Source organism: Pararhodobacter oceanensis, assembly GCF_003076755.1.
Lineage (GTDB): Bacteria > Pseudomonadota > Alphaproteobacteria > Rhodobacterales > Rhodobacteraceae > Pararhodobacter > Pararhodobacter oceanensis.
On the sequence record NZ_QDKM01000004.1, the window covers coordinates 327,058 to 352,500 of the forward strand.

The 25,443-nt window shown below is 64.2% G+C and carries 21 protein-coding genes; 11 read left to right on the forward strand and 10 right to left on the reverse strand.

Going from position 1 to position 25,443, the window contains the following annotated elements; all coding sequences use genetic code 11:
• Positions 1-237 precede the first annotated feature (237 nt).
• Positions 238-1,521, forward strand: a complete 1,284-nt coding sequence (locus tag DDE20_RS11615) for an efflux RND transporter periplasmic adaptor subunit (RefSeq protein WP_116558656.1) — start codon at positions 238-240, stop codon at positions 1,519-1,521.
• A 3-nt stretch (positions 1,522-1,524) separates the two neighbouring features.
• Positions 1,525-4,662 (forward strand): efflux RND transporter permease subunit, encoded by a 3,138-nt coding sequence (locus DDE20_RS11620; RefSeq protein WP_116558657.1) that lies wholly within the window; start codon positions 1,525-1,527, stop codon positions 4,660-4,662.
• 4 nt (positions 4,663-4,666) lie between these two features.
• Here DDE20_RS11620 and DDE20_RS11625 read toward each other — a convergent pair whose 3' ends face one another.
• Positions 4,667-5,143 (reverse strand): GbsR/MarR family transcriptional regulator, encoded by a 477-nt coding sequence (locus DDE20_RS11625; RefSeq protein WP_165814503.1) that lies wholly within the window; start codon positions 5,141-5,143, stop codon positions 4,667-4,669.
• Positions 5,144-5,468: 325 nt separating this feature from the next.
• Between DDE20_RS11625 and DDE20_RS11630 the strand changes: the two genes are divergently transcribed.
• Entirely contained in the window at positions 5,469-5,918 is a 450-nt protein-coding gene (locus tag DDE20_RS11630) for a VOC family protein (RefSeq protein ID WP_116558659.1), read from the forward strand.
• Between the two features lie 184 nt (positions 5,919-6,102).
• Entirely contained in the window at positions 6,103-7,497 is a 1,395-nt protein-coding gene (locus DDE20_RS11635; protein WP_165814504.1) for a PAS domain S-box protein, read from the forward strand.
• Between the two features lie 29 nt (positions 7,498-7,526).
• Here DDE20_RS11635 and DDE20_RS11640 read toward each other — a convergent pair whose 3' ends face one another.
• Positions 7,527-8,120, reverse strand: a complete 594-nt coding sequence (locus DDE20_RS11640; protein WP_116558661.1) for a TetR/AcrR family transcriptional regulator — start codon at positions 8,118-8,120, stop codon at positions 7,527-7,529.
• 146 nt (positions 8,121-8,266) lie between these two features.
• Here DDE20_RS11640 and DDE20_RS11645 point away from each other — a divergent pair, with 146 nt between their 5' ends.
• Positions 8,267-9,565 (forward strand): efflux RND transporter periplasmic adaptor subunit, encoded by a 1,299-nt coding sequence (locus tag DDE20_RS11645; protein WP_116558662.1) that lies wholly within the window; start codon positions 8,267-8,269, stop codon positions 9,563-9,565.
• Positions 9,562-12,657, forward strand: coding sequence for an efflux RND transporter permease subunit (locus DDE20_RS11650; protein ID WP_116558663.1), 3,096 nt, complete (start codon positions 9,562-9,564; stop codon positions 12,655-12,657). The genes DDE20_RS11645 and DDE20_RS11650 overlap by 4 nt, the downstream gene beginning before the upstream one ends.
• Here DDE20_RS11650 and DDE20_RS11655 read toward each other — a convergent pair whose 3' ends face one another.
• Positions 12,658-13,110 carry a DUF805 domain-containing protein gene (locus DDE20_RS11655; protein ID WP_116558664.1) on the reverse strand — a complete coding sequence of 151 codons (453 nt, stop codon included), beginning with the start codon at positions 13,108-13,110 and terminating at the stop codon, positions 12,658-12,660.
• Positions 13,111-13,397: 287 nt separating this feature from the next.
• Between DDE20_RS11655 and DDE20_RS11665 the strand changes: the two genes are divergently transcribed.
• Complete coding sequence (locus tag DDE20_RS11665; protein WP_116558666.1) at positions 13,398-14,117, forward strand: tryptophan-rich sensory protein; 720 nt, start codon at positions 13,398-13,400, stop codon at positions 14,115-14,117.
• A gap of 89 nt (positions 14,118-14,206) precedes the next feature.
• Here DDE20_RS11665 and DDE20_RS11670 read toward each other — a convergent pair whose 3' ends face one another.
• Positions 14,207-15,247 carry an RtcB family protein gene (locus tag DDE20_RS11670; RefSeq protein ID WP_276308531.1) on the reverse strand — a complete coding sequence of 347 codons (1,041 nt, stop codon included), beginning with the start codon at positions 15,245-15,247 and terminating at the stop codon, positions 14,207-14,209.
• A gap of 9 nt (positions 15,248-15,256) precedes the next feature.
• Positions 15,257-15,418: a hypothetical protein gene (locus DDE20_RS19135; protein ID WP_205961660.1), complete on the reverse strand. Its 162-nt coding sequence runs from the start codon at positions 15,416-15,418 to the stop codon at positions 15,257-15,259.
• A gap of 298 nt (positions 15,419-15,716) precedes the next feature.
• On the opposite strand from DDE20_RS19135, the gene DDE20_RS11675 reads away from it, so the two are divergent.
• Complete coding sequence (locus tag DDE20_RS11675) at positions 15,717-16,151, forward strand: hypothetical protein (protein WP_116558667.1); 435 nt, start codon at positions 15,717-15,719, stop codon at positions 16,149-16,151.
• A gap of 94 nt (positions 16,152-16,245) precedes the next feature.
• Here the strand turns inward: DDE20_RS11675 and DDE20_RS11680 are convergent, their stop codons facing one another.
• Positions 16,246-16,497, reverse strand: coding sequence for a DUF6552 family protein (locus DDE20_RS11680; RefSeq protein WP_116558668.1), 252 nt, complete (start codon positions 16,495-16,497; stop codon positions 16,246-16,248).
• Between the two features lie 234 nt (positions 16,498-16,731).
• Here DDE20_RS11680 and DDE20_RS11685 point away from each other — a divergent pair, with 234 nt between their 5' ends.
• Complete coding sequence (locus tag DDE20_RS11685; protein WP_116558669.1) at positions 16,732-17,610, forward strand: LysR substrate-binding domain-containing protein; 879 nt, start codon at positions 16,732-16,734, stop codon at positions 17,608-17,610.
• Between the two features lie 32 nt (positions 17,611-17,642).
• Here DDE20_RS11685 and DDE20_RS11690 read toward each other — a convergent pair whose 3' ends face one another.
• On the reverse strand, positions 17,643-18,593 hold the full coding sequence (locus tag DDE20_RS11690) for an SDR family oxidoreductase (protein WP_116558670.1): 951 nt from the start codon (positions 18,591-18,593) through the stop codon (positions 17,643-17,645).
• A 162-nt stretch (positions 18,594-18,755) separates the two neighbouring features.
• Between DDE20_RS11690 and DDE20_RS11695 the strand changes: the two genes are divergently transcribed.
• Together DDE20_RS11695 and DDE20_RS11700 are read left to right on the forward strand one after the other, a co-directional pair.
• Entirely contained in the window at positions 18,756-19,655 is a 900-nt protein-coding gene (locus tag DDE20_RS11695; protein ID WP_116558671.1) for an AraC family transcriptional regulator, read from the forward strand.
• 181 nt (positions 19,656-19,836) lie between these two features.
• Entirely contained in the window at positions 19,837-21,663 is a 1,827-nt protein-coding gene (locus DDE20_RS11700) for a monovalent cation:proton antiporter-2 (CPA2) family protein (RefSeq protein ID WP_165814505.1), read from the forward strand.
• 234 nt (positions 21,664-21,897) lie between these two features.
• On the opposite strand, the gene DDE20_RS11705 is transcribed toward DDE20_RS11700, so the two are convergent.
• From DDE20_RS11705 to DDE20_RS11715, 3 genes are all read right to left on the reverse strand, one after another.
• Complete coding sequence (locus DDE20_RS11705; RefSeq protein WP_116558673.1) at positions 21,898-23,787, reverse strand: heavy metal translocating P-type ATPase; 1,890 nt, start codon at positions 23,785-23,787, stop codon at positions 21,898-21,900.
• The gene (locus DDE20_RS11710) at positions 23,784-24,167 is read right to left on the reverse strand and encodes a hypothetical protein (RefSeq protein WP_116558674.1); all 384 of its coding nucleotides are present in this window, start codon (positions 24,165-24,167) and stop codon (positions 23,784-23,786) included. Before DDE20_RS11710 ends, DDE20_RS11705 begins: the two co-directional genes overlap by 4 nt.
• A 200-nt stretch (positions 24,168-24,367) precedes the next feature.
• A complete protein-coding gene (locus tag DDE20_RS11715; protein ID WP_116558675.1) occupies positions 24,368-25,396 on the reverse strand; it encodes a YeiH family protein in 1,029 nt (342 codons plus the stop codon).
• Positions 25,397-25,443 lie beyond the last annotated feature (47 nt).

Genomic DNA, 25,443 nt, shown 5'->3' on the forward strand with positions numbered 1-25,443 from the left:
ACACCGCCGCATATCGAGCGGGCCTGCGTGTCAGAGGCAGGCCCCGCCCTTCCAGAGGAACGATATAGGGGCAAATGCGCATAGTAAATACCGATTAAAATCACCGCGCCGACCCCGGGGAATACCGACAGTTCCGCACCAATTCGTGTGTGCTCAATACGCCGTGGGTATTTCGTTCAATCTTGACTGAACGCTCATTATGCGTATGGTGCGCCGATCAAAGCTGGAGCACCATTGATGAGCCCGCAGGATAGCCCCCCGCAGACCAATTCCTCGTCCACCAAGACACAGGTCACGACACCGCCGACCAGTGGCAAACCCGATTGGGCAAAGTCCGACCGGCAGTTGGGCCGCGAGCTGCGCGCCGCCTCGGGGCAAGTGCCAAAGCGGCGCGTCTGGCCTTGGGCCGTGGTGGCTCTAGCGGTGATCGGTGCGGGTGGCTTTGGCTATTACAGCACGCAACTCGCTGACCCCGCGTCGCAGGCCGAGGTTGGCGTTGAGGCCGCCAGTGACGCGCCGCCCGCTTTGGTCATGCAGATCAACCCTGACGAGATGCAGGTTTTGGCGCCCGTAGCCCTCGAACGTCGTGTCCGCGCCAGCGGCACGCTCGCCCCTTGGCGTAACACGCAACTGTCGTCGCAGACCGGCGGTGAGGTGCGGCAGGTGGCGGTGCGCCCGGGCGATCCGGTCACCGAGGGGCAACTTCTGGTGCAGATGGATGTCGAGACGCTGACGCTGGACCTCAACCAAGCCCAGAGCAGCGCCGCCGCGACGCAGGCGCAGCTGGATCTGGCGCTCAACCAGCTCGAGCGGGTGCAGACCCTCGTCGATCGCGGCGTCACCACCTCGGCCAGTCTGGACGAGGCGCGCAATGCCGTAACCCAAACCCGCGCCAATCTCGACACTTTGCGCGATCAGGTGGCCAGCGCCGAGCTGCGCCTGCGCCATGCCACGGTGCGCGCGCCCTTCGCCGGTATCGTCGCCGCGCGTTCGGTCGAGCCGGGCCAATATGTCGGCGCCGGCACGCCCTTGATCAGCATCGTCGATCTGACCACCGTCGAGTTGCGCGCCAATGCCGCGGTCGCCGATGGTGCGCTATTGCGGCAAGGTCAGGCGGTGCAGGTCAGCGTCGACGGCATCGCCCAGCAAAGCTTTGACGGCGTGGTCGCGCGGATCAACCCAGTGGCGCAGGAGGGCACCCGCACGGTGCCGGTCTATGTCACCATCGACAACCCCGAGGGGATATTGCTGGGCGGGATGTTCGCCACCGCGCAGGTGGTGATCGAGCGCGCCGAAGACGCGATTGCCTTGCCCACCGCCGCCCTGCGCGAAGACGCCGAGGGCGCCTATGTGCTGCGCATCACCGACGGGCGGCTCGAGCGCGTGGCGGTGGAGAGCGGTGGCACCTGGACCGGCGGCCTGACGCGGATCACGCAGGGGCTCTCGGCGGGCGACCGGGTGATCACCGCGCCCCTGCCCGGATTGCAACCCGGCGACGCGGTCGAATTGGTGGAGCGTTAAGCGATGTTCCTGACCCGTATCAGCGTCAACCAACCGGTGTTTGCCACGATGATCATGGTCGCGCTGACCGTCATCGGGCTCTATTCCTTCCAACGCCTGCCGATCGAGCAACTCCCCGATGTGGATTTCCCCGTGGTGGCAGTGGTGGTCTCTTACCCCGGCGCCTCGCCCGAGGCGGTCGAGAATGACGTGATCATCCCGATCGAAGATGCGGTGAACACGATCAGCGGCATCGACAGCGTGCAGTCAACCGCGCGCTCAGGTCAGGCGATGGTCATCCTGATGTTTGATCTCGGCATCGATAGCGCCACCGCCGCGCAGGATGTGCGCGACCGCATTGCCACCGTCGAGGCGACCCTGCCCGACACCGCCGATGCGCCCTTGTTGTTCAAATTCGACCCCGCCGAACTGCCGGTTCTGTCGCTGGCGGTCAGTGCGGATGATATGTCGCTGCGCGATCTGACCGCGCTGACCGAGGATGTGATCGAGCCGCGGCTGATGAACATCCCCGGCGTTGGCCGCGCCACTGTGGTTGGCGGCATCCCGCGGCAGTTGAATGTCGAGATTGACCCCGACCGGCTGACTGCCTTTGGCGTCGGCGTTGGCGAGGTGACCTCGGCGATCCGCGCCGAGAACCAGAACATGCCCGCCGGGGATATCGAGCAGGGACTGATCGTCCAGACCCTGCAAATCGAGGGCCGCATCGAGCAATCGGCGGATTTTCTCGATATCATTGTTTCGCGCAGCGGTGGCCAGCCGGTGCGGCTGCGCGATGTCGCCACGCTGGTCGATGGCGAGGCCGAGCGCAGCTCGCTGGCGCTACTGGACGGTGAACAGGCGCTGGCGGTCGATGTGGTCAAGACCCAAGGCGCCAATACCGTCGCCGTGGCGGAATCCGTGCGCCATGCGATTGCCAGCCTGATGGCGGATGAACTGCCCGAGGGCGTCACCATTGAAGTGGTGCGCGACAACGCCCTGCCGGTCGAGCAATCCTACCACGGGGTGCAGAATATGATGGTCGAGGGCGCCGCGCTGGCGGTGCTGATCGTGTTCCTGTTCCTCAACTCCTGGCGCTCGACGGTGATCACCGGTCTGACGCTGCCGATTGCCGTGATCGGCACGATGACGGTGATCTATGCCTTGGGGTTTACCCTCAATATCATGACCTTACTGGCACTCTCGCTGGCGATTGGCCTGCTGATCGATGACGCGATTGTGGTGCGCGAGAATATCATGCGGCATCTGCATATGGGCAAATCGCATCGGCAGGCGGCACTGGATGGCACCAATGAGATCGGGCTGGCGGTCTTGGCCACGACCCTGTCGATTGTCGCGGTGTTCCTGCCGGTGGCCTTTATGGAGGGTATCATCGGGCGGTTCTTCCTGCAGTTCGGGGTGACGGTGTCTGTCGCGGTGCTGATCTCGATGTTCATCGCTTTCACCCTTGATCCGATGCTGTCGTCGGTCTGGTATGATCCCGCCGCCGAACCTGGTGCCAAACGCGGGCCTCTGGGCCGGTTGGTGGCGCAATTCGAACGCTTCATGGTCTGGCTCGGCGCGCGCTATAGGGCCGTGCTGCGCTGGTCGCTGCGCTTTCGGCTGGTCACCATGGGCATTGCGCTGGCCGCGTTTGTCGGCAGTTTCGCGCTGGTGCCTTTGGTCGGGGTCGAGTTTATCCCGCCCGAGGACAACAGCCAGTTTCAGGTCAATGTGGAGACGCCGGTCGGCTCGTCGCTGGAATATACCGCCGGCAAGACCCGCCAGATCGAGCGTCTCTTGCGCGAGTTTGACGAGGTGATCGGCACCTATGCCACGATCAACGCCGGCACCGAGGCCAGCGGCCAGAATGCCGCCACGATCATCGCCAGCATGCGCCCACCCTCCGAGCGCAGCCGCAGCCCGCAAGAGATGACCGCGCCGGTGCGCGCCGCGCTGCGCGCGATCCCCGGCATCGACTATGTGATCGGCGCCGCCGGAGGCATGGGTGGCATTGAGGCGCCGGTGCAGGTCAATCTGTTTGGTGACAATCTCGATGTGCTGGCGCCCTTTGCCGACCGGCTGGTGCGGCAGTTGCAAGGGATCGAAGGGCTGGTGGATGTCGAAAGCAGCCTCAATGCCGCGCAGCCGGTCTTGGGCGTGCGTCTGCACCGCGATGCGGCCAGCGATCTCGGCGTCAGCCTGCAGCAATTGGGCGCCACCCTGCGGCCGATGCTGGGCGGTGAGGATGTCACCGATTGGACCGCGCCGGACGGGCGCAATTTCACCGTGCGGGTGCGGCTGCCGGCGGAGTTGCGCAATGATCTTGAGGTGTTGCGCGCCCTGCCGATTGCCCAAAGCGGCGCCACCGGCAGCCGCGAGATGGTGCGGCTGGATCAAGTGGCGGATATCGTGCCCTCCTTTGGCCCCTCACAGATCGAACGGATGGATCTGTCGCGGCAAATCACCGTCAGCGCCAATCTCGAAGGCGTAACACTGGGCGATGTGACGCCGCAGATACAAGCGGCGATGGATGCGCTATCCCTGCCCGCAGGCTACCGCGTGCGCACCGGCGGCGACGCCGAGCAACTGGCCGAGACCGCCAGTTCCACCGCCTCGGCTCTGCTTTTGGCGGTGGTGTTCATCTATCTGGTGCTGGCCTCGCAATTCGGCTCGTTCCTGCAGCCCGTCGCGATCATGGTGGCGCTGCCGCTGGCGCTGATCGGGGTGCTCTCGGGGCTCTTGGTCGGCGGTTCCACGCTGAATATGTTCTCGATGATCGGGTTTATCATGCTGATGGGTCTGGTGGTCAAAAACGCCATTCTGCTGGTGGATAACGCCAACCAGCATGTGCGCGCAGGGATGAACCTTTATGACGCGCTACTGGAGGCGGGCAGCACGCGGTTCCGGCCGATCATCATGACCACGCTGGCGATGATCTTTGGCATGCTGCCGCTGGCGCTGAACATCCATGAGGGCTCGGGCCAGAACGCGCCGATGGCCCATGCGGTGATCGGCGGGCTGATCTCGTCAACCCTGCTGACGCTGGTGGTGGTGCCGGTGGCGCTGACCTATGTCGACGGCTTCGGGCGCTTTGTCAGCCGGTTCCTGCCGAAAGGGCCGGATCATGATGAGGACAAGGTGACCGCGCCAAAACAGGGCTAAGCCGTCAGGGACGCCTGCGCAGGTGCTGCGCGGTTTCGGTCATCGCCTCGGTCATCGCGTGATAATAGCGGACGAATTCCGCCACCCGCTGCCGTGATCCGGCCTCGGTTACGGGGATCTCGCCCAGCGTCTCCTCGATATCGGCGGCGGCGCGGCGCATGCGCAACACCGAGGCTTCGATCAGATTGGGAAAGGCGCTGGGTGCGATCTGGAAGTAATCCTGCCGGTCTCCGGGTTCAGCGACGCGTTTGATCAATTGCTGGGTTTCCAACAGCCGCACGCTGGAACTGATGCTGCCACGGCTGACCTGTAGCGCCTCGGCCAGCTGCCCAAAGGACACCCGCTCCCCGTCATATAGCAACAGCGCCAGCACCCGACCGGCGATCCGTGGCAGACCCTCGGACTGCACGATGACGCCGGTTTTCTCGATGAAATCGGCCCGCGCCTGCGCGGCGCTTTTGGGCTTGGCGGTGCTGTCCACGGCTCTCTCCGGTCTTGGTCGCCTTGCCAAACTGCCATAGTTGGCGGGGCCTGTCCAATGTGTTCAGTTGATATTGAACAACATTACTTTGCGGCCAAACCACCGGTTATCGCCCTGATACACCTGCCAAAGGATGCGCCGAGATTGCCCACGCCATGCACCCGCCCGAGGGTTCACTTCGCGCAGTTTCGCCGCCTTTTTCGATCACGCCAATGATTGACGGGCCGCCGCCCATCCCCCTAATCTGCGCGCCTGACCAGCGTGGCGCGAAGGGCGCCGATGGGTAACGCCGCCGCCGGATTGATCGCAACACAGGGAGAGCGCGATGACTGAAAAAGGCTTTGCCGTCCAAGGCTTGGGCGAAATCGCCATCCGCTGCATTGAGTTCGACGCGATGATCGCCTTCTACCGCGATGTGATCGGGCTTGCACCGTTCAACGATCCGCGCGGCGGCGATATCGCCTTCTTTCGCATCTCCGAGGGCGTCGCGGGGCATACCGCGGTGCTGGCACTTTTTCGCCATGACATCGCGGCGGCGGGCGGCGTGGAGGCCGCCGAGACACCGCCCCGGACCGGCCCTGCCTCCTCGCTGCATCATCTGGCGCTGAGCCTGCCTTGGGCAGAGCAAGACGCGGTGATCGCATGGTATGAACGGCTCAAACAGCCCTATAGCATCCAGCGCTTTGACTGGGTCGGCTGGCGCGGCATCTTTACCCAAGACCCTGATGGCAATACCGTCGAACTTGTCGCCAAAGACCCGCAGTGGCGCCCTTAAGCCCCGCGAAATCACCCGCATTCGCGCCTTTCGAGCAGCGCACAAACCAAGCCCGCCTCAGCTGCCCGTGCAATTTACCGCCACAGCGCGCAACAAAATGCACATCTGAGGGTTACATATTAGAAATGCAAAGGTCATAACGCCCGAAAACCGCCCCCGCCCCTCCAGACCCGAGGAAATGCAGATGCAAAACACCGCCATGAGTGACGATCTGTCCGGCATGCTGGATATTTTGCAGGCGCTCGATGACGAGGTGGTCGTGCTCGACGCCGGTGGCCAGATCATCGCCTCGAATGCGGCTTGGGAGAATTTCTGCATCGACAACGGCGGCGACCTGAACCACTGCTCGATCGGCAGCAATTATATGGCGGTCTGCGCGCAGGCCGAGGGGCCGTCGAGCACCGCCGCGCGGATCGTGCCGCAGGGGCTGCAGGAAACCCTCGCCACCGGCAAGAGTTTCCGTTGCGAATACCCCTGCGACAGCCCGACCGAGAAACGCTGGTTCGAGCTCAGCGCTAACCGCTTTGAAAAGGGCGAGAGGCGCTATCTGGTGGTGCAGCACCGCAATATCACCCGCCGCCACGTCGAAAGCAAAGCCGTTGAGGACGCCTATATCAACGCCAATGCGATGACCGCGCTGGTCGCCTCGACCAGTGACGCGGTGATCAGCTATGATCTCGATGGCAATATCATCACCTGGAACCCCTCGGCCGAGCGGCTCTATGGCTACCGCTCCGAGGAGATTCTTGGCAAATCGCTGGAAACGCTGTTTCCCGAGGATTGGCCCAAGCGGATCACCTATTACCGCGACGAGATCATCGCCGGTCGCCTGCCCGATTTCGAGGCCACGCGGATTGCCAAGGACGGCGCTGAACGCGAGGTATGGATCAGCTGCGCGCCGATCCGCAACCCCGAGGGCGAGGTGATCGCGATCTCCAACATCCACCGCGATGTGACCGAGGTCCGCAATGCCGAACGCGCCCGCGATCTGATCGCCAATGAGGTGATCCACCGCGCCAAGAATATGCTCAGCGTGGTGTTGGCCATTCAGGGCCAGACCGCGCGCAATGCGCCCTCGCTCGAGGCGTTCAACCGCAGCTTCGGGCAGCGGCTGGCCTCGCTGGCGAAATCCACCGATCTATTGGTGCATAACGCCTGGACCAGTGTCTCGCTGGAGGCGGTGGTGGCCGGTCATCTCGAACCCTTCACCACGCTTGAAGCCGAGAGCCGCGTGACGATCACGGGCCCGCGGGTCAACCTGCAGCCCGAGGCGGTGCAGACCATCGGCATGGCGATCCATGAGCTGGCCACCAATGCGGCGAAATACGGGGTGTTGAGCCAGGAACGTGGGCAGATTACGATCACCTGGCAGGTTGTGCCTGAGGCGGAGCAGTTGCATTTTGACTGGCGCGAGACCGGCATGGAGATCGCCGCACAACCCGCCAAAACCGGCTTTGGCCATACGGTGCTCACCGCCCATGCCTCGGCGGTGCTCGAGGCCGAAGCCGCCTATCAGATGGGTGCCGAGGGCATCCTCTGGGCGATACAGATCCCGCCGGCGCATTTCACTCTACACTGACCCAAGGCACCACAAAGCCACCGCCGCGGCTATGGTTCCAGCAGCGCTATCTGCACATCGAACAGACGCAGCCCTTCATCGACCAGCGCAAAGCCGCGTGCCCCCAAGGTCCAGCGGATCGCCACCCCCTGCACCAATGAGGTCAGCAGCATCGCGATATCCTCGGCAGCTATATCCTGACGCGCGCTGCCGCCTGCCTGTCGCTCTTGGATTGCCGCAACCAGCCGCGCCTGAAACTCGCCCAGCACCCTGATGAAGACCGCGCGCAGCGCCGGATTATCAACCTGCAACTCGCGCGAGAACAGGATCGAGGGCATCGCCGGTGTCTGCGCGATCTGTGCCAGTTGCGCGCCGATCAACGCCCTGAGCCGCGCCTCGGGTGTCGCCGCCCCGGCTTCGGCCTGGCGCCAGGCGGCGGTGAGTTGCAGCGCGATCTCCTCGGCCACCGCCAGCCACATCTCGCCCTTGGTCGGAAAATGCCGGAAAATCGCCGGTTGGCTCAGCCCAACCGCGCGCGCCACATCATTGGTGCTCAGCCGGTCCGGCCCGATTTCATCGGCCAGTTGCAGCACCTCGCGCACGATCTGCGCCTTGCGGGTTTTGGCGTTCAAACGGATGGACATTGCGACTCTCTTGTTAGCAATCACTCACTAACATATACTCACCCCACCCACAACCACACGCCCCGAGTCGCGCGCCGCCAAATTGGCGCCCGCCACGCCAACCGCCGCCGCTTCGCATCCACTCTCAGTAGCCAAGGGTTAACCCTATGCGCCTCGCTCCACTCCTCGCCCTGCCGCCCGTCGCGCTCGCTGTGGCCTCCGCCGCATGGATGATCTCCACCGCGCCGGGTCCGGCGCAGATCGAGGGCGAGGCAGAGGCGCTGGCGGTGCGCACACTCACCGTCACGCCCGAGGATATCCGCCCAAGTGCCACGGTCTGGGGCAACCTGCGCGCGGCGCAAACCTGGGTGGCGGTGGCCGAGGTGCAGGGCGAGGTGATCTGGCGCCATGACGATCTGCAAGCGGGCCGGTTGATCCCAGCGGATACGCAGGTGTTGCGCGTCGATCCCGCCGATTACGCACTGGCTTTGGCGCAGGCCGAGGCCGATCTCGCCGCCCTTGGTGCCGAGGCCGCGCAACTCGAGGCCGAAGCTAGCAACACCACCCGCATTCTGGCGCTCGAGCGTGAACGTCTGGCGCTCTCCGAGGCCGATCTGACCCGCACCAACACCCTGATCGCGCAGGGCACCATGCCGCAAGCGCGGGCCAATGAGGTCGAGCGCGCGACGCTTCTGGCGCGGCGCACGGTGGCCGAACTGGAGAACGCGCTGGCGCTGGTCCCCGCCCGCGAGGCCCGTATCGCTGCGCAGCGCGCCCGCACCCAAGCCGCGCTCGCCCGCGCCCGCCGCGCGCTGGAGCGCACCACATTAACCACGCCGTTCGATCTGCGCGTTACCGAGGTCAGCGCCGAGCGCTTCCAGACCATCGCCCCCGGCCAAGTGGTGATCCGTGGCGATGCGCTCGCCAGTGTCGAGGTCGTCGCGCATCTGCCGATTGCCAGTTTTCGCCGCCTTCTCGGCAGCGCCACCGAGGGGCTGTCGCTTGAGGACATGATGCGCGACATCCCCGCCCGTCTGATTGATGTGACGCTTAGTCCGCTGGCCGATCCCTCGCAGCTTTGGGCCGCGCGGGTCAGCCGGATCGAGGGCGCCGTTGACGCTCGTGCCCGCAGCGTGCCGGTGGTGGTCACTGTCGAGGCGCCCTATGCCGGTGCCAACCCGCCGCAGCGCCTGCCCTTGGTGCCGAATATGCAGGTCAACCTGACCTTTGCCGGTGCGCCAATCGCCGATGCCTTCGCCTTGCCCGAAGCCGCGTTGCACGCCGGAATGCTGCGCATCGTTGGGCCGGATAACCGGCTGGAACTGCGCCCCGTCACGCCCGAGTTCACCCAGAACGGGCGCGTTGTGCTGACCCAAGGTCTGGTGGCGGGCGAGCGTGTGGTCTTGGATGATATCGCGCTTGCGATCCCCGGTTTGCCCCTGCACCCCGTTGAGGTCATGGAATGATCCGCTGGTTCACCGGCCATCCGACGGCGGGCAATCTTCTGCTACTGGTGATCCTCGCGGCGGGGCTTTTTGCCGTGCCGAACCTGCTGCGCGAGACTTTCCCCGATTTTCGCTCAGTCGAGGCCGAAATCACCGTGCCCTACCGCGGCGCCGCAGCCGAGGATGTGGAGCGGGCGATCTGCGCGCCGCTTTGGGACGGGGTGCAGGGTGTCGAGGGGCTGCAAACCCTGAGTTGCAGCGCACACTCCGGCCGCGCCCGCGCCGTAGCCACCATGGGTTCGGGCAATGATCCGCTGCGGTTTATCAGCGCCCTGCGCAGCGAAGTCGCGGCGATTGACAGTTTCCCTGCCCGCGCCGATCCGGCGATTGTGCGCGAGATGCACCGCTCCGATCCGATCGCCTCGGTGGCGATTTCGGGTGATTTGCCGCTCTCGGAACTGGACCTTTACGCCGAGAGCCTTGCCGACCGGATCACCGCGCTTTCGGGTGTCGCCACGGCCACGCGCAGCGGGCTTGGCACCCGCACGCTCAGCATCAGCGCCGACCGTGTGGTGCTCGAGGGCTACGGGCTGACCCCTGCCAGTTTGGCCAATGCGATTGCGGCGCAGAATATCGACCTGCCCGCCGGCACATTGGAAGGCGCGGGCCGCGATCTGACCCTGCGCGTCACCGCCGCCCGCGACAGCGCTGCGGGGCTGGCGGCGATCCCTGTGCTGGTGCTGCCCAGCGGCGCCACGCTGAGTCTGGGCGAGATTGCCACGATCACCGAGCGTTTCGAGCCGCCCCATGACCGCGCGAGCATCGACGGGGCGCCCGCGATCCTCATTGATGTCGCCAAGGCGCTGGATGCCGACGCGCTGCGGGTGCTCGACGCGGTCACCGCATTAGTCGCGCAGGAAACCGCCCGTCTGCCACCCGCCCTGCGCATTGAAGTGGTACAGGACGTGACCTCGATCATCCGCGACCGCCTGCTGATGCTGGTGCAAAACGGCGTCATCGGGCTGGTGCTGGTCGTCGTCGTGATGTCCCTCTTCTTCCGCCCCGGTTTCGCGATCTGGGCGGCGATGGGCCTGCCCGCGGCCTTTGCCGGTGCGTTCATCTGGATGGCGGTGACGGGGCTCAGCCTGAACATGATGACGCTGGTCGCGCTGTTGATGGCGATCGGCATTGTGATGGACGATAGCATCGTCATCGCCGAATCCATCGCCGTGCATACCAAGGGTTCCACCAGTGTCGCCAATGTCGCGGCGGGCGTGGCGGCGGTGGCGCCCGGCGTCATCTCGTCCTTTCTGACCACGCTGGCGGTGTTCCTGCCGCTGGCCTTTCTCGCCGGTGAACTCGGCGCGGTCTTGCAGGTGCTGCCGGTGGTCCTGCTGGCCGCGCTTGCTGCCTCCTTGATCGAGGCCTTCCTGATCCTGCCGCATCATCTCTCGGGCAGCAAAACACAGGACAATCCATCACGCTTTCGCCGCGCCTTCGACGCCGGTTTCAACGCCCTGCGCGATCAAGGCGTGGGGCGTCTGGCCGATGCCGCGATCCGCTTTCGCTGGCTGGTCTCGGGGCTGGCCATCGCCGCGCTGATCGTCACCGTCGGCGCCTTGGGCGGCGGGGTGGTCAAGCGCGAGGCCCTGCCCGAGATCGACGGCGATGTGCTTGAGGCGCGTATCTTGATGCCCGCCGGCACCCCCCTCGCCCGCACCATGGAGGCGGTGGCGCAGGTCGAGGCGGCGGTTGACCGGGTAAATACGCAAATGTCCCCCGACCCTGCCGCGGCGCCGCTGGTGATCCGCCGCATCACCCGCATGGGGCGCAACCTGTCGGCGGGGGAAAGCGGCGCCCATGTCGCCACCGTCGCGGTCGATCTGCAAAGCGCCGGCACACGGAGCCAAACGCTTGATCAGATCATCACCCTTTGGCGCGCCGAGATCGGACCGCTGGCCGGCGCCTCCTCGCTGATCCTCACCGAACCGGGCATCGGCCCGCAGGGCGTCGCAGTGGAGTTGCGCCTGAGCCATCCCGACCTCGCCACCCTGCAAGACGCCGGTCGCGCCACGCTGGCCGAACTCTCCAGCTATGCCGGTGTGCGCAACGCGATCCTTGATCTGCGCCCCGGCGCGCCGGAACTGCGACTGACGCTTTCACCGGGGGCCGAGGCTCTGGGCCTCACCGCTGCCGATATCGCCAGCCAATTGCGCGCCGCCTTCCTTGGCACGCAGCTTGAGGAAATCCGGCGCGGCGACAGGGCGTGGGATCTCGAGGTGCGCCTCTCCGACGCCGACCGTGCCAACCGCGCCGGTCTTGAGGCCTTTGAAATCGCGCTCCCCGCAGGTGGTAGTGTGCCGCTGTCCAGCGTCGCCAGCCTCACCGAGGCGCGCGGTTGGGGCAGTATCACCCAGCGCAACGGGCGCCGCACCCTCACCGTTTCGGCGGATGTCGACGGGCAGATCGGCAATGCCGATGCGATCACCGCCCGTTTGGCCAGCGGCTACCTGCCCGCGCTCGCTGCCGAGACCCCGGGGCTGAGTTTCGAGATCGGCGGACAGGCCGCCAATGCCGCCGAGACCGTCGCCTCGATCCTGCGCGGGTTTCTGATCGGGCTGGTCGGTATCTATGCCGTGCTCAGCTTCCAGTTCCGCAGCTATATCGAGCCGGTGATCGTGATGATGACCATCCCGCTGGCCTTCCTCGGGGTGGTCTGGGGGCATGTGCTGATGGGCTATAATATCTCGATGCCCTCGCTGGTCGGCGCGGCATCATTGGCGGGGATCGTGGTCAATAACGCGATCCTCTTGGTCGGCGTGATCAATGCCCGCCGCGCCGAGGGCCGCACAGCTGCCGAGGCTGCGGGCGATGCGGTGCGGGCGCGGTTCCGGCCGATCTTTGTCTCGGTCTCGACCACGATTTTCGGCATGGCGCCCTTGCTGTTCGAGACCTCGACGCAGGCGCAAACGCTGAAACCTTTGGTGATCGCGGTGGTCTTCGGGCTGCTGGCGGCGACGGTGCTGATCCTTGCCGTGCTGCCCGCCTTCTATGCCGTTCTGGATGATTTGCGCCCCGCGACAGGGCGCAAATCAGGGCAAACTCTCAAGTGATCAGGTGGCCGGCACCGGCCCGAACTGGTTTGCCTCAGGCTCGGACGGGCGGGTCAGCCACCACAGGAACACCAGCCCGACCACCAGTTGCACAAGGCCAAACAGCGCCATGAACCCCATGCTGCCCATGCTCGGCATATTGGTCACCTGCCCGCCATCGACCACCGGCGCCGAGGGCATGAACAACATGCCGATCAAGCCAAGCCCCATCGGGATGAAGATCTGCCAGCCCGGCCGTCCGGTATCTTGCAAGCGCCGGTATCCCGCCGCCGCCATCGGGCTGAGCAAGGCGAGGTAATAGATCAATACGATCCACGATCCCAGCAGTGAGGCAATGATCCCGCCGATCACCACAACCAGCACGAACCACCAATATTCCGACCGGCTCGCGCGCCCGCTGAAACCGACATATTTTTGCGTCAGACAGGTTTTAACCGAAGTTTGCAGGTCCATAAAATTCTCTCCCTTTCAATGGTTACTCTCAAATACGATCACGATTTGACCGCAGCATTGCCCGAATTCCTTTTGCAATCAAGTCGGCTGCGCTCAGGTTGCAGTGAGGCGCGGAGGGCGCCGAAAAACCAGCAGCAGCAAAAGCCCTCGCTATTCGGGACAATCAGCGCCAAGATTAATCTGATCCAAAACCCGCGCGGCGCCGTATGATCCTCAAGGCGTTGAGAAATGAAACCACGTCGCGCCACCATCTAACCCGCTGGGATAGCACTCGAAAAGGACACGCCATGCGCATTGGAACTCTCGCCATTCTGGTGCTGGTCGCCACCATCGCCTTTGTGATTTCGCCGCTATTTTCCAGCGGTTTCAACGGCTTTTCCGCCGATCAATTCCCGATCCCGCAGACCGACCCGCCGGTGCAACCTGCGGGTTATGCGTTTGCGATCTGGGGGGTGATTTACCTCTGGCTGGTGATCAGCGCCGCTTACGGCGTCTGGCGCGCACCCGACGACGCAGGCTGGCAGGCGATGCGGATCCCCTTGTTGATCAGTCTGACTATCGGCGCGTTCTGGATCGCGGCGGCAAATTCCGCGCCGGTTCTGGCGACAGTGATGATCGTGGTGATGGCGGCCACAGCAATCGCGGCCCTGCTGCGCGCGGGGCCACAGGATGTCTGGCTGCAGGCCCGCCCCGTCGCGCTCTATGCAGGCTGGCTGACCGCCGCGACCGGCGTCGGCATTGGCGTCACGCTGGCCGGATACGGGGTGCTTTCGGCGCAGGCAGCGGCGCTCTTGTGCCTTGGCGCGGTGCTGCTGGTCGCGCTGATCGTGCAGGCCGCGCGCCCCCGCGAATGGGGGTATGCGGCGGCGATTATCTGGGCGCTGGTCGGTGTGATCGTCAGCAATCTGCCGACGATGAATCTGCCGGTGCTGGCGCTCGCCGCGCTTGGCATCGCCCTGCTCGCATGGCGCGCTGCGGTGCCGTTCGTCAAATCTGAGACTCGTTAAGCCCTGCCCTGATCAAGGAAAATAGCGCCGCGGCTGCACCCCCTCGCCGCGCCCCGCAGGTCAGCCTGCGCTTTAGTGCGCCTCACCCGCTACGCCGCCATACAGACGATCAGCGGGCGCAACCGGTGCAGCACCTCCACCGTGCCCGCATGCGCCTCGAGAACCTTATCGAGATCCTTATAGACCTCGGGCGCCTCATCCGCGCCGCCACCGCGCAGGATGATCCCCTGCCGCGCAAGCTCCTTTTGAACAGCCGGAAAATCCACCTGACCGCCGCTCTGCACCCATTCGGTCACATTGACCACGCGCCCGTCCTTGCGGGTGGCCTGCCGCTTGACCCGTCGCCGCCGCCCCGCCGCCGCCGAGCGTGACATCACCCGCCCCGCGCCATGCACGGTCGAGTAATAGAGCCCGCGTGACTGGGCGCTGTCGACGCCTTGCAAGATCACCGAGACCCCGCCCATCGACGCACCTACAAACCCGCGCTGGCCGGGAAACGCAGGTGTCGCGCCCTTGCGCACCACCCAGCGGTTCTGGCCGCCGTGCTCTTCGTGCCAAGCGAAATTATGGTGGTTGTGCACCTCGTCCACTATCTCGCCGCCAAGGATCTCGACCACCCTGTCACAGGCCCAGTCACGCCCCGCATAGGCATAGCGACCGGCCAATTGCATACAGGCGATATAATCGCGCCCCAACGCCGAATTCACCGGCAGTGTTTTCGGCGCCGCATCCGCCGCATTGGGCTTATCGCCCGCCTGTTTCATAAAATGCGACGCAATTGCATGGCCCAATGAGCGCGAGCCGAAATGGACCCCGACCCAAATCCGCTCCTCCTCATCGGCGAACACATTGACATAATGATTGCCCGCGCCGATCGAACCCAATTGCGCCCGCGCCGTCGCTTTCAGATCGCCCGAAGCGCGCAGAAACGGCGAGGTCTGCCAAAGTGGATCGTCAAACAGCGCATCCTCGACGCGGGTCTTATTCGCCTGCCCGACGCCGAAGGCCAGTTGCGCATACATCTCATCCGCCAAGGGCGCGAGCCGCCCGCTGACATCCGCCCGCGTCAGATTGGTCCGCACCGCTTTGTTGCCACAGCCGATATCGAAGCCGACACCCGCCGGAGCGATCCTATCGGTTTAGACCGCCACACCGCCGACCGGCATGCCGTAGCCTTGGTGATTATCTGCCATCAACAGCATCGCTTCGGCTTCGATCCGGCAGTTTTGCGCCTGCGCCAACGCGCCCTCGCTGGCCTCGCCCATAATTACGATCTCGGGCTTTGGGCTCCGGTCTTGCATCACCATTTTGGGGTCCTTCCTGCCTCCGCACAGGCAAATCGCCCCCGCGAAACCTGCGGGTCGGCGTGCCGGTGCTGTGGCGTTCATATGTATAGGCTCTGCCGGTAAGAGCCAATGCGCTGCGAGCGAACCGCGCATCGAAGGACATGCCGGTTTTTCAGCATATGAAGCTGTTTGACTGGGTTTTAGACCTTGGTGCTGGAGAAATTAAAGAACTTTGAAGTTCAAAAACCAAACAGCCTAGCGGAAAAATGCCGAGCTGCTTGAAAACCTGCGCACATACGTTAGTTAAAGCGCCATGATCAGCAGACCCTCCCGCCCCGCAACATTCCGCGCCCGTTTTCAAGCCGCGCTCTCCCGCCCTGCCCTCGGCGGCGCGGTTCTGGCGCTGGCCCTCGCCGTGCCGATAAGCGCCGCTGCGTCCAGCGTGGTGCAGGATTGGATCCCCTCGGAACTGGTTTTTCCTGACGATATCGAAGTGGTTACCGACCGCGCCATCGGCTCGAGCATACGGATGTTTGCGATCACCACCGAGGCCGATCTCGACGCGCTTTTTGGCGACTGGATGGACAGTCTGAGCAGCACCGATTATTCGGTCAGCCTGAACACCGAAGACCGGCTCGGGCAATCCATCGAATTCTCTGGCCCGGGGATTTTCAACGCTAAAATCATCGCCGCGCCGGTCACCGATGAGGGCCGCAGCATCATCGAATTCGACGCCACGCTGAATTGAGGCACCACGGGTTATAAAGACCCGCAGGTTTTGGTTAATCGGTTTTCGTGCTCGGGTGATTTACGCGCCGCACCAGCCGCCAATCCCGGCAATGCTACCCGCTCACCATCCCCGCCACCATGGCGCCGAGGGCGACGAGATGGACCAGCATCAGCGCGTTATCCTTCCACATGGCGCCGACCGCAAACCAGCCCAAGACACCGATCAGAAACAGATAGAGGTTCCACGGCGTCCAGCCGAATCCGGTGGCGGTATAGCCCATGATCTGGATGATCGAGGCGCCCCATTTGACCGCGAACACCATGCGGTCGAATTGCGGGCGCCTCATGGCGGCGTCAGCGGACATGAGCCAAGCCTCCCGCTGCAGCGCCGTTGCCTTGTGCAGACAAGGACCGGCTACCCGGATCAATTCCAACTACCGACGCTATACGCGCGGCGCCGGTGCCGCTGCCGGCGATATGCACCATGTTATCTACAGTCATTACTCACTCCATCTCGTCATTGGCATGAATATAATCTTATGGACGCGCCGCATCGCCCGAGAATTGATCTTTCATGACAGTAGAAATACTATCTCCAAATGACCCAGCTTCCTCCCCTTAACGGGCTGCGCGCATTTGATGTGGCGGGCCGGTTCCTGAACTTTCGCGCCGCGGCCGATGAGTTGCGCGTGACGCAGGGCGCCATTGCCCAGCAGGTGCGCCAGCTTGAGGCGCATTTGGGAGTGCCCTTGTTTGAGCGACTGCCGAAGGGTCTGGCCTTCACCGCCGCGGGGCGAAGCTATCACGCGGGCATCGCCAGTGCGTTTGACGCGCTGCGCAATGCCACCGAGCAGCTCAGGCCGGAACCCGGCAAGGTGCTGATCAGCGTCACTCCGACCTTCGCGGCGAAATGGTTGATCCCCAATCTGCCCGATTTCTCGACCCATCACCCCGATATCGACCTGCGCATTCTGGCGACCGAGAAACTCTCGAGCTTTCACAGCGACGGGATCGACCTTGCGGTCCGACAGGGCGAGCCGCCCTTTGGCGCCGCGCTCGACGCTCATCTGCTGTTTGATCAAGAGGTTATCGCGGTGTCAACGCCCGATCTGGTCGCGGAGCAAGGCGTGCCGGTCACTCCGCAGGCCCTCTCGGCCCTGCCCAAACTGCACGACGCGCATGATCTCTGGCCGGAGTTCCTGAGGTCGCTGAACATCGCAGATACCGCGGGCCACGGGCTGCGCTTGAGCCAGACCTCATTGGCTGTCGATGCCGCGCTTTCCGGTCAGGGCGCGGCGCTGGTGAGCCGGTTTCTGGTGGCTGCGGAGCTTGCAAGCGGGCGTTTACTGCAGATCACACCGCAAATCTTGCGCGGCAGGCAGGATTTCTACCTGCTTGCCACGCGCAAACCCAAGCAATCACCGGCGATTGCCAAGGTCATATCATGGTTTCTCGCGCGCGCCGCTGACCGGTCGTAGCGCCGAAACCGCATTGCGCGCATCGCAGCCGTTCAAAGCGCCCATTGATACCCCGTCGCCGCCTCGGAGACCTCCCACAGCCGCGCCATCACCGGCTTGTCATAGGCATGGGGCCGCAATTCCCCCTTGCCGACGGGGCCGCCGAACCCCAGCCAGCCCGTGGGACCGTAAAGCGCACGAGGCTCCAGCCCCTCTTCGGTGGCGCACATCACCTCGGGCCAAGAGCCCTTTTCGGCAGATTGCACCAAGGGCGACAGCGACATCAGCCCAAACATGATCCGCGTGGTCAGATTGCCGCTGGTGGTGATCAGCGAGGTGCGTGACGAACCGGGATGACAGACATAGACGCCGACATCACTGCGACCTGCCGCGGCCAGCCGGTCCTGCAACTCATAGGCGAACATCATCTGCGCCAGTTTGCTTTGCGAGTACGTGCGGTTTTGGTGATAGTTCTGATCCCAGTTCATATCGTCGAACTGGATGGTTTTGATCCCCATATTATAGCCAAGGCTCGAGACCACCACGATCCGGCCCTTGGTCTCGGCCACGCGCTCGAATACCAGCCCGCAAAGCAGGAAATGGCCGTAGTGGTTGGTGCCCAGCATGCTTTCGAACCCGTCAACCGTCAGCACTTGTTTGGGCACCTGCGCGATGGCAGCGTTGCAGATCAGCGCGTCAATGCGCGGAACCGTGGCCAAGATCTCCGCCGCCGCCGCGCGCACAGAGGCCAGCGAGGCAAGGTCCATGCGGATATAGCTGACCTTGGCCTCGGCGCCGAATTCGGCCTTTAGCTGCGCCTGTGCCGCCTGCGATTTCGCGTCCGAGCGGTTCAGCATCACCACTTTCGCGCCTTTGCCCAGCAGCGTCCGCGCCGCCTGAAACCCCGCGCCGGCATTGGCGCCGGTGATCACATAGGTCTTGCCGCCAAGATCACTCAGGCGGTCCGGCGTCCAGCCTTTGGGTCCAAATCTGGTATCCGACATTATCTTGCTCCTTTGAGCGCGGGCAAAGGGCCGCGCAACTTATATCCTGAAGCTGTAAATACCTCTCACAGGCGCGCAGAAACAGCCAAGATTGTCGCAAAAACTTGCCTGATTGTCTCAAGCCGGTTGCAACGCGCGGGGTTCCTCGGTTAGATCGCCGCCATGAGCAAACAGGCCATCAAAGATATTATCGCCGCAAACGCAGCCCGTGAGGGGCTGACCGAGAGCGGCATCAAAGGCGTGCAACTGTTCCGCGCGACGCAGGCCATTCCCTGCGTTCCGGTGGTCTATGATCCCTGCATCGTGGCCATCGTCAGCGGCGAGAAAGAAGCCATTTTTGACGGGCAAAGATATGTCTACGACGATAGCAAATACCTCTGCTGTCCGATGTCGATGCCGGTCATGGCCGGAACCCCTGCCGCCGCGCCGGATACCCCGCTTTACGGCGTGCTCATCGCGCTTGACCCGCGGGTGATGTCGGCATTGGCGATGGATATGCAGATGGAGGCTTCTGCCAGCCCCGATCCGATGGTCAAAACCGATCCGCCTGCGCAGGGGATCAGGCTGGCGCGCTGGGATGATGGTTTCACCAATGCCCTGCTGCGGCTGTTGCAGCTTGCAAAGAACCGGGCGGATATGGCGATCCTTGGCGAGGCGCGGCTGCGAGAGCTATATTACGCGATCCTCAAGGGCGAGGCGGGCGGGTTTGCGCGGCAAGCCTTTGGCGCCGGAAATGCCATTGCGCGATCGATTGCGGATCTGTCGTCAAATCTGGCGGCGCCGGTCTCGATTGACGAGATGGCGGGCCGCGCCGGGATGAGCCGCGCGGTGTTCCACCGCAAATTCAAGCAGGTGACCACGATGGCGCCGATCCAATTCGTCAAATCCATGCGGCTCAACAACGCCGCGATGAAGATCGCCGGCGGTTTGGCGGTCACCGAGGCCGCGATGGACGTCGGATATCTGAGCGCCTCGCAATTCAGCCGCGAGTTCAAGCGCCACTATGGGCAGTCACCACGGCAATGGGCCGAGGCGCAGCAACTACCGCTGGGCGTGGCGTGAGTATGTCGCCGCTGAGGGTTTCCGGTGTGGCAGGCATGGCTCGGATATCCCGACCGTGGCCGGCAAATTTGATGGTTAAGCACCTATGGCCTGCAAGCACCCGCATTGTTGCGCAGACCACCAGCGGAGGGCATGGAGGGTGACGCGCCGACCGGTCACATATATCTGCGCGGCCATCCTCTTGGCCGTCATTGGTGCCCCTGCACAGGCAGCCACTCCCGAGGACGGGCGGGCGATTTTCGGCCTTGTCGGGCTGGAACTGGCCTTTCTCGAGGCCCTAGCCCTGATCGCGCTGGCCTGTGTATTCGTGCCGTTGTCGCGCGCTGTGGGGCTGGGCACGGTGATCGGCTATCTCGTCGCGGGTGTGGTCGCGGGGGCCGGCCTGTCGATTTCCTTCACCGGCGACCCTGAGGAACTGCTGCATTTCGCCGAGTTCGGGGTGGTGCTGTTTCTCTTTGTGATCGGGCTGGAGTTCCGCCCCGCACGGCTTTGGGCGATGCGCGGCACAATCTTCGGGCGGGGGCTTGCACAGGTGATGACCTGCGCGGCCCTGCTAACGTCGGCGGCATTGCTGTTCGGGCTTGAGTGGCGTGTCGCGGTGATCATCGGCCTCGGTTTGGCGCTCTCCTCTACGGCGCTGGTCATGCGCGGCATCGACGAGAGCGGCGAGCGCAATTCCACCTTTGGACAGACCGCCATCGCGGTTTTGTTGTTCGAGGATCTGGCAATTGTGCCCTTTCTTTTGCTGGTCACATTGCTCGCCCCCTCTGGCGAGGATGCGACGCTGGCTGGCAACCTGTGGGCCACCGCTATCGGCATCGGCGCCATCGCGCTGCTGATCCTGATCGGGCGTTATGCGCTTGATCCGGTCTTTCGCATCATCGCCCGCACGCGCACCCCGGAACTGATGACCGCCGCCGCGCTTGGCGTGGTGGTCTTTGCCGCGCTGATCATGGCTTCGGCGGGGTTATCCTATGCGATGGGCGCCTTTATCGCCGGTGTGATGCTCGCAGAATCCTCTTATCGGCACGAGATGGAAGCCGATATCGAGCCCTTCCGCGGCTTGTTCATGGGGCTATTCTTTATGGCGGTCGGCCTCTCGCTGGACCTCTCGGCGGTGGCCCAGAACTGGCAGGTGATCTTGCTGGCGGTGCCACTTACCATCAGCCTCAAGGGGCTTGGGGCTTACGGCGTGAACCGCGCCTTTGGAACCCCTCATCCAACCGCGCTGCGCATCGCCCTGACCATGGGCCAGCATGGCGAATTCGGCTTTGTCCTGTTTTCGGCGGCGACTTCGGCCCTGCTTTTGCCCGGAGACCTCGCTTCGGTGGTGGTGGCGATTGTCACCCTGTCGATGGCGCTCTCGTCGCAATCCGACCGCGTCTATCGTTTTGTCTCCCGCAAAACGGCGCCTGAGACCATCGACGAGGATTTCACCGATGCCGCCGGATCGGTGCTGATCATCGGTTTTGGACGGGTCGGGCAATTGGTAGCGCAGCCGCTCATCGCCGAGGGGGTGCCGGTGACATTGCTCGACCACGACACCGACCGCATCCGCAAAGCGCACCGGTTTATCGAGCGGGTGTATTTCGGTGACGGGCGGCGGCCCGAGGTGCTGGCCGCGGCAGGCGCGGGATCAGCCAAGGTGATTGTGGTGGCGACGGGCAAGCCGGAGATCACGCTCCAGATCGTCGCCACCATCCAGCGCAAGTTTCCCGATGCCGCTTTGCTGGTGCGCGCACACGACCGGATACATGCGGTTCGTCTGGCCAGCGAAGGCGTGCCCGCAGAGGCGATCATCCGCGAAACCCAACTCTCGGCTCTGGCGCTGAGCGGGCGGGCGCTGCACGCATTGGGCTATCCCGAAGACGAGGCCGAAGAGCTCATCGCCCAGTTGCGCAAGCTCGATGCGGCACGGTTGAACGAGCAGATCATCGCGGCGAGCAATGCGGAAACGCGCGATGCCGTGATCACCGCTATCGCGCCTGAGCAGATACGGCGGAGCTAGCAAAGGGGGGCGGGATTGCCCCGCGAGCGTGGTCAGGCTGCAAAGGGTTCGACCAGCACCGCCGAGAGCTTTTCGATGGGTGTCGCGCCCGCAATACTCATGGCAAAGCGGACCGTCCATCTCCGCATCGTCGCAACGGTTTCTTTGGCGGTATATCAGCCGCTATGGCGCAGCGATCATCGCGGACCGGCCACCTATCGACGTAGCAGCTCTGACACCTGTAACCGCCCTTCCCTACCGATCCACCCCTTTGAGCAGCCGCAGGCCATTGAGCACCACCAGCACCGTCCCGCCTTCGTGGCCGATCACCGCCAGCGGCAAGGGCAGATCGAAAAACAACCCGCCGGTGACCAACACGCCCATGGCGCCGATAGCGAAAGTCAGGTTCTGGCGGATGATCTTGGCGGTGCGGCGCGCCATCATATGGGCCTCGGCCAATCGCTCCATATCCTCGGACAAGAGCGCGACATCGGCGGCCTGCAGGGCCACATCCGATCCCGCCGCGCCCATCGCGATCCCGACATCGGCCCGCGCCAAGGCAGCGGCATCATTCACCCCGTCGCCGACAAAGGCCACCCGCCCCTTGGCGGCAAGCTCGCCGATCAGCCGCAGCTTGTCCTCGGCCAGCAAATCGGCGTGGATATCGCCAGCCTCAAACCCCAGTTCCGCCCCGATCCGCATCGCCACCAAGCGGCGGTCGCCGGTCAACATCAGGATTTTGCTCACGCCACTGTCGCGCAGCATGGCCAGCGCCGGAGCCGAACTCGCACGCGCCTGATCCGCGATACTCACCGCGCCAAGAAGCTGCGCGTCCTGCCCGAAATAGATGACGCTCTGCGTGTCCTCGACCATCGCCGCGAGGGCCGGATGCTCAATCGTCGCGCCCATCCGCGCCGCGATCCGCGGGTTTCCGGCCCAAAGGGTGCGGCCCTCAAAGGCGCCGGTGATCCCCTCGCTCGGCCAAGCCACCACATCCTCCACCGCCACCGGCGCAATCCCGTGATGCTTGGCTTCCGCGCGGATCGCGGCGCCGCTGTGATGCTCGGACTCCGCCTCGAGCCCGGCCAGCAGCGCGAGGAACTCCCGCGCGTCGATCTCGAGGGCGACGGTCTCGCTGACCGAGGCTTTGCCGGTGGTCAATGTGCCGGTCTTGTCAAAGGCGAATGTATCGACCGCGGCCAGTGTTTCCAGCGCCGCCCCGCCTTTGAACAACACGCCGCGCCGCGCTGCCGCGGATAGCGCCGAGAGGATCGCGGCAGGCACCGAGATCACAATCGCGCAGGGGCTGGCCGCAACCAGCAAGACCGCCGCGCGGTAGAGCGCATCATGCCAGTCGCGCCCGAGAAAGAGGAAAGTCGCAAAGGCAAGAATGGCACCGAGGAGCACCGCAACCGTATACCTCTGGCCGAACCATTCGCTGAAACGTTCCGAGGGGGCTTTGGCCGCCTGCGCCTCGGTGACCAACGTGATCATCCGCGCGACGGTGCTATCGGCGACGCTTTTGGTGACCCTTGCCTCCAGCACCCCGTCGAGGTTCACCGTTGCCTCAAAGACCTGCGCGCCCTGTTGTTTGCTGACCGGCATGGATTCGCCGGTGATATTGGCCTCATCCAGCGCGCCATGCCCCGCGATGACCTCGGCATCGGTGGGCACACGCGCACCGGGGCGCAAGACGATGATATCACCGACGGTCAGCTCTGCGACCGGAACCTCATGGACATGCCCGTCTTCGGCTTTGCGCAAGGCGGTTTCGGGGCGCAGCGCCATCAGTGCTTCGACGGCGCGGCGGGCGCGGCCCATGGCGCGCTCTTCCAGCGTTGTCGAGATGCTGAACAGGGTCAGCAGCACCGCGCCTTCGAGCGGCGCACCCACCGCCGCCGCCGCCATTGCCGCCACCACCATCAGCAGGTCGATATCCAGAACCCGCTCTCGCCACAGAACGGTGACGGCCCGCCAAGCCGCGGGCAGCCCGCCGGCCAGATAGACCAGCGTCAATCCGGTGAGTGAGGCCACATCCGCCGCGCTACCTTGCAGTGGCCAGAGGCCCAGCCCCGCCAGAACCAGCCCGAGGCCGGTTGCAATTGTCAGCACCAGCGCGCCGTCTATGGGGGATGCGGTTTTCATGTCTGCCGTCTGCGCACAGCCGCGCGGGCCACCAATGCGATGCCCAGCCAGATCGCGCAGCGCAGGGTCATGGCGAAGACGGTGCGCATCTCATATGCCCCGCCGCGCAGGACGACATAGAGGAACCCCGCAAAGACCAGCAATGTCGCCAGACAGATCGCCAGTGACAGCGGATAGGCCCAAGGCTTTGCCCGCCAGAGGCCGAGCCCCGCTGCGATATAGGCCACGCCCGCCAAGGTGTTGAACCACAAGACGAAGCCGACCACCGCCCCCATGTCGAGAGCGCCCAGCAATGTGGTGCCGCCCGACAGCAGGGTCAGCCCGCCAAAGCCGATCGCGATGCCGCCCGTGATACGCAGGGCCAAATCTGATCTATCCATCCACAGCGCCCCATCGGTTAGTGATCAATAACTAACATCTTATCGAGCGCCCCGCAACATTTGTCGGAGTGGTGAAGACGCGGCGGAAGTTATCCGCCGCGTAGACCCCGTGAGGTTTATAGGGTGACAGCCGCGGAGCAATGAAACCGGATCAGCGGCAGGTGATCTCCGACCGCGCTACGATGACCTGCGCCAGCCCGTCACTGCGGCAAAAGCGTCAATCCGAACAACACAAACAACGCGATGAAGGCGGTTTCCGCGACCAGCAGCGTGATCGCCGGATAGCCGACCTGCGCCACATCCCGCAGCGAGGTCTTCAGCCCCACCGCGCCAATCGCACAGAGAAGCGCCCAGCGGGAGATCTCTTCGGAAACGTCAATCAGCACCGGGGGAAATACGCCCAATGAGTTGAGCCCCACCACCGCGATGAAACCGGCGACGAAGGCGGGCATGATCGGTGGCCGCGCGCCACCGCTGCTGTCACTGCTACGCCCCGCGCGCATAACCGAATGGCGGATCACCAAAGAGGCCAGCAGAATGATCGGCGCCAGCATGGTCACGCGGATCAGTTTGACGATGGTCGCAACCTCGCCCGCCTCATCCGAGATCGAGAAACCCGCGCCGACCACCTGCGCCACATCATGGATCGTGCCGCCGATGAACACGCCCGCCGCCGCGTCGCCCAGCTCCAGCCAGCCGGTGAGGATCGGGTAGAAGATCATCGCCAGCGTCGACAACAGGGTAACACCGACCACGGTGAACACCAGCCGCTCTTCGCTACGCTCGTCCTGCGGAAGGATCGCCGCGATTGCCATGGCCGCCGAGGCGCCGCAGATCGCCACTGATCCCGCCGAGAGAAAGGCGAATTTTGGCCCGTGGCCGGTGACCCGTGCGAACAAGAGGCCGAAACCGATGGTCAGCGCCACGCCCAGCACGACCAGCGCGATGATCTCCCACCCCAGCGCCGCCGCCATTTCCAGCGAAATCCGCATGCCCAGCAGCACCACGCCAAAGCGCAACACCGTGCGCGCCGAAAACGCGATACCGGCAGCGCAGGGTCCATCGTCGGACAGGAAGTTCAGCGCCATACCGAACAAGAGCGCCATCAGCATCGCCGGCGCGCCGTAGTGCTCGGAGATGAATTGCGCCGCCAATGCGATCAGCGCCGCCACCAGAAAGCCGGGAAACAGCGCCCGCAGCCGGGGCACGAGGGAGAAAGGACCGGACATGTCAGAAAAACCTTTGGTAAATTGGCGGAGGCCGCGTGTCAGAGCCG

Coding starts and splice junctions, on each gene's coding strand:
- DDE20_RS11680 (WP_116558668.1), bottom strand. CDS start 16,497: ATGTCCGCTGACGCCGCCATGAGGCGCCCGCAATTCGACCGCATGGTG.
- DDE20_RS19135 (WP_205961660.1), bottom strand. CDS start 15,418: ATGCAAGACCGGAGCCCAAAGCCCGAGATCGTAATTATGGGCGAGGCC.
- DDE20_RS11630 (WP_116558659.1), top strand. CDS start 5,469: ATGACTGAAAAAGGCTTTGCCGTCCAAGGCTTGGGCGAAATCGCCATC.
- DDE20_RS11690 (WP_116558670.1), bottom strand. CDS start 18,593: ATGTCGGATACCAGATTTGGACCCAAAGGCTGGACGCCGGACCGCCTG.
- DDE20_RS11715 (WP_116558675.1), bottom strand. CDS start 25,396: ATGTCCGGTCCTTTCTCCCTCGTGCCCCGGCTGCGGGCGCTGTTTCCC.
- DDE20_RS11620 (WP_116558657.1), top strand. CDS start 1,525: ATGTTCCTGACCCGTATCAGCGTCAACCAACCGGTGTTTGCCACGATG.
- DDE20_RS11695 (WP_116558671.1), top strand. CDS start 18,756: ATGAGCAAACAGGCCATCAAAGATATTATCGCCGCAAACGCAGCCCGT.
- DDE20_RS11640 (WP_116558661.1), bottom strand. CDS start 8,120: ATGTCCATCCGTTTGAACGCCAAAACCCGCAAGGCGCAGATCGTGCGC.
- DDE20_RS11655 (WP_116558664.1), bottom strand. CDS start 13,110: ATGGACCTGCAAACTTCGGTTAAAACCTGTCTGACGCAAAAATATGTC.
- DDE20_RS11705 (WP_116558673.1), bottom strand. CDS start 23,787: ATGAAAACCGCATCCCCCATAGACGGCGCGCTGGTGCTGACAATTGCA.
- DDE20_RS11675 (WP_116558667.1), top strand. CDS start 15,717: ATGATCAGCAGACCCTCCCGCCCCGCAACATTCCGCGCCCGTTTTCAA.
- DDE20_RS11615 (WP_116558656.1), top strand. CDS start 238: ATGAGCCCGCAGGATAGCCCCCCGCAGACCAATTCCTCGTCCACCAAG.
- DDE20_RS11710 (WP_116558674.1), bottom strand. CDS start 24,167: ATGGATAGATCAGATTTGGCCCTGCGTATCACGGGCGGCATCGCGATC.
- DDE20_RS11650 (WP_116558663.1), top strand. CDS start 9,562: ATGATCCGCTGGTTCACCGGCCATCCGACGGCGGGCAATCTTCTGCTA.
- DDE20_RS11645 (WP_116558662.1), top strand. CDS start 8,267: ATGCGCCTCGCTCCACTCCTCGCCCTGCCGCCCGTCGCGCTCGCTGTG.
- DDE20_RS11685 (WP_116558669.1), top strand. CDS start 16,732: ATGACCCAGCTTCCTCCCCTTAACGGGCTGCGCGCATTTGATGTGGCG.
- DDE20_RS11665 (WP_116558666.1), top strand. CDS start 13,398: ATGCGCATTGGAACTCTCGCCATTCTGGTGCTGGTCGCCACCATCGCC.
- DDE20_RS11635 (WP_165814504.1), top strand. CDS start 6,103: ATGCAAAACACCGCCATGAGTGACGATCTGTCCGGCATGCTGGATATT.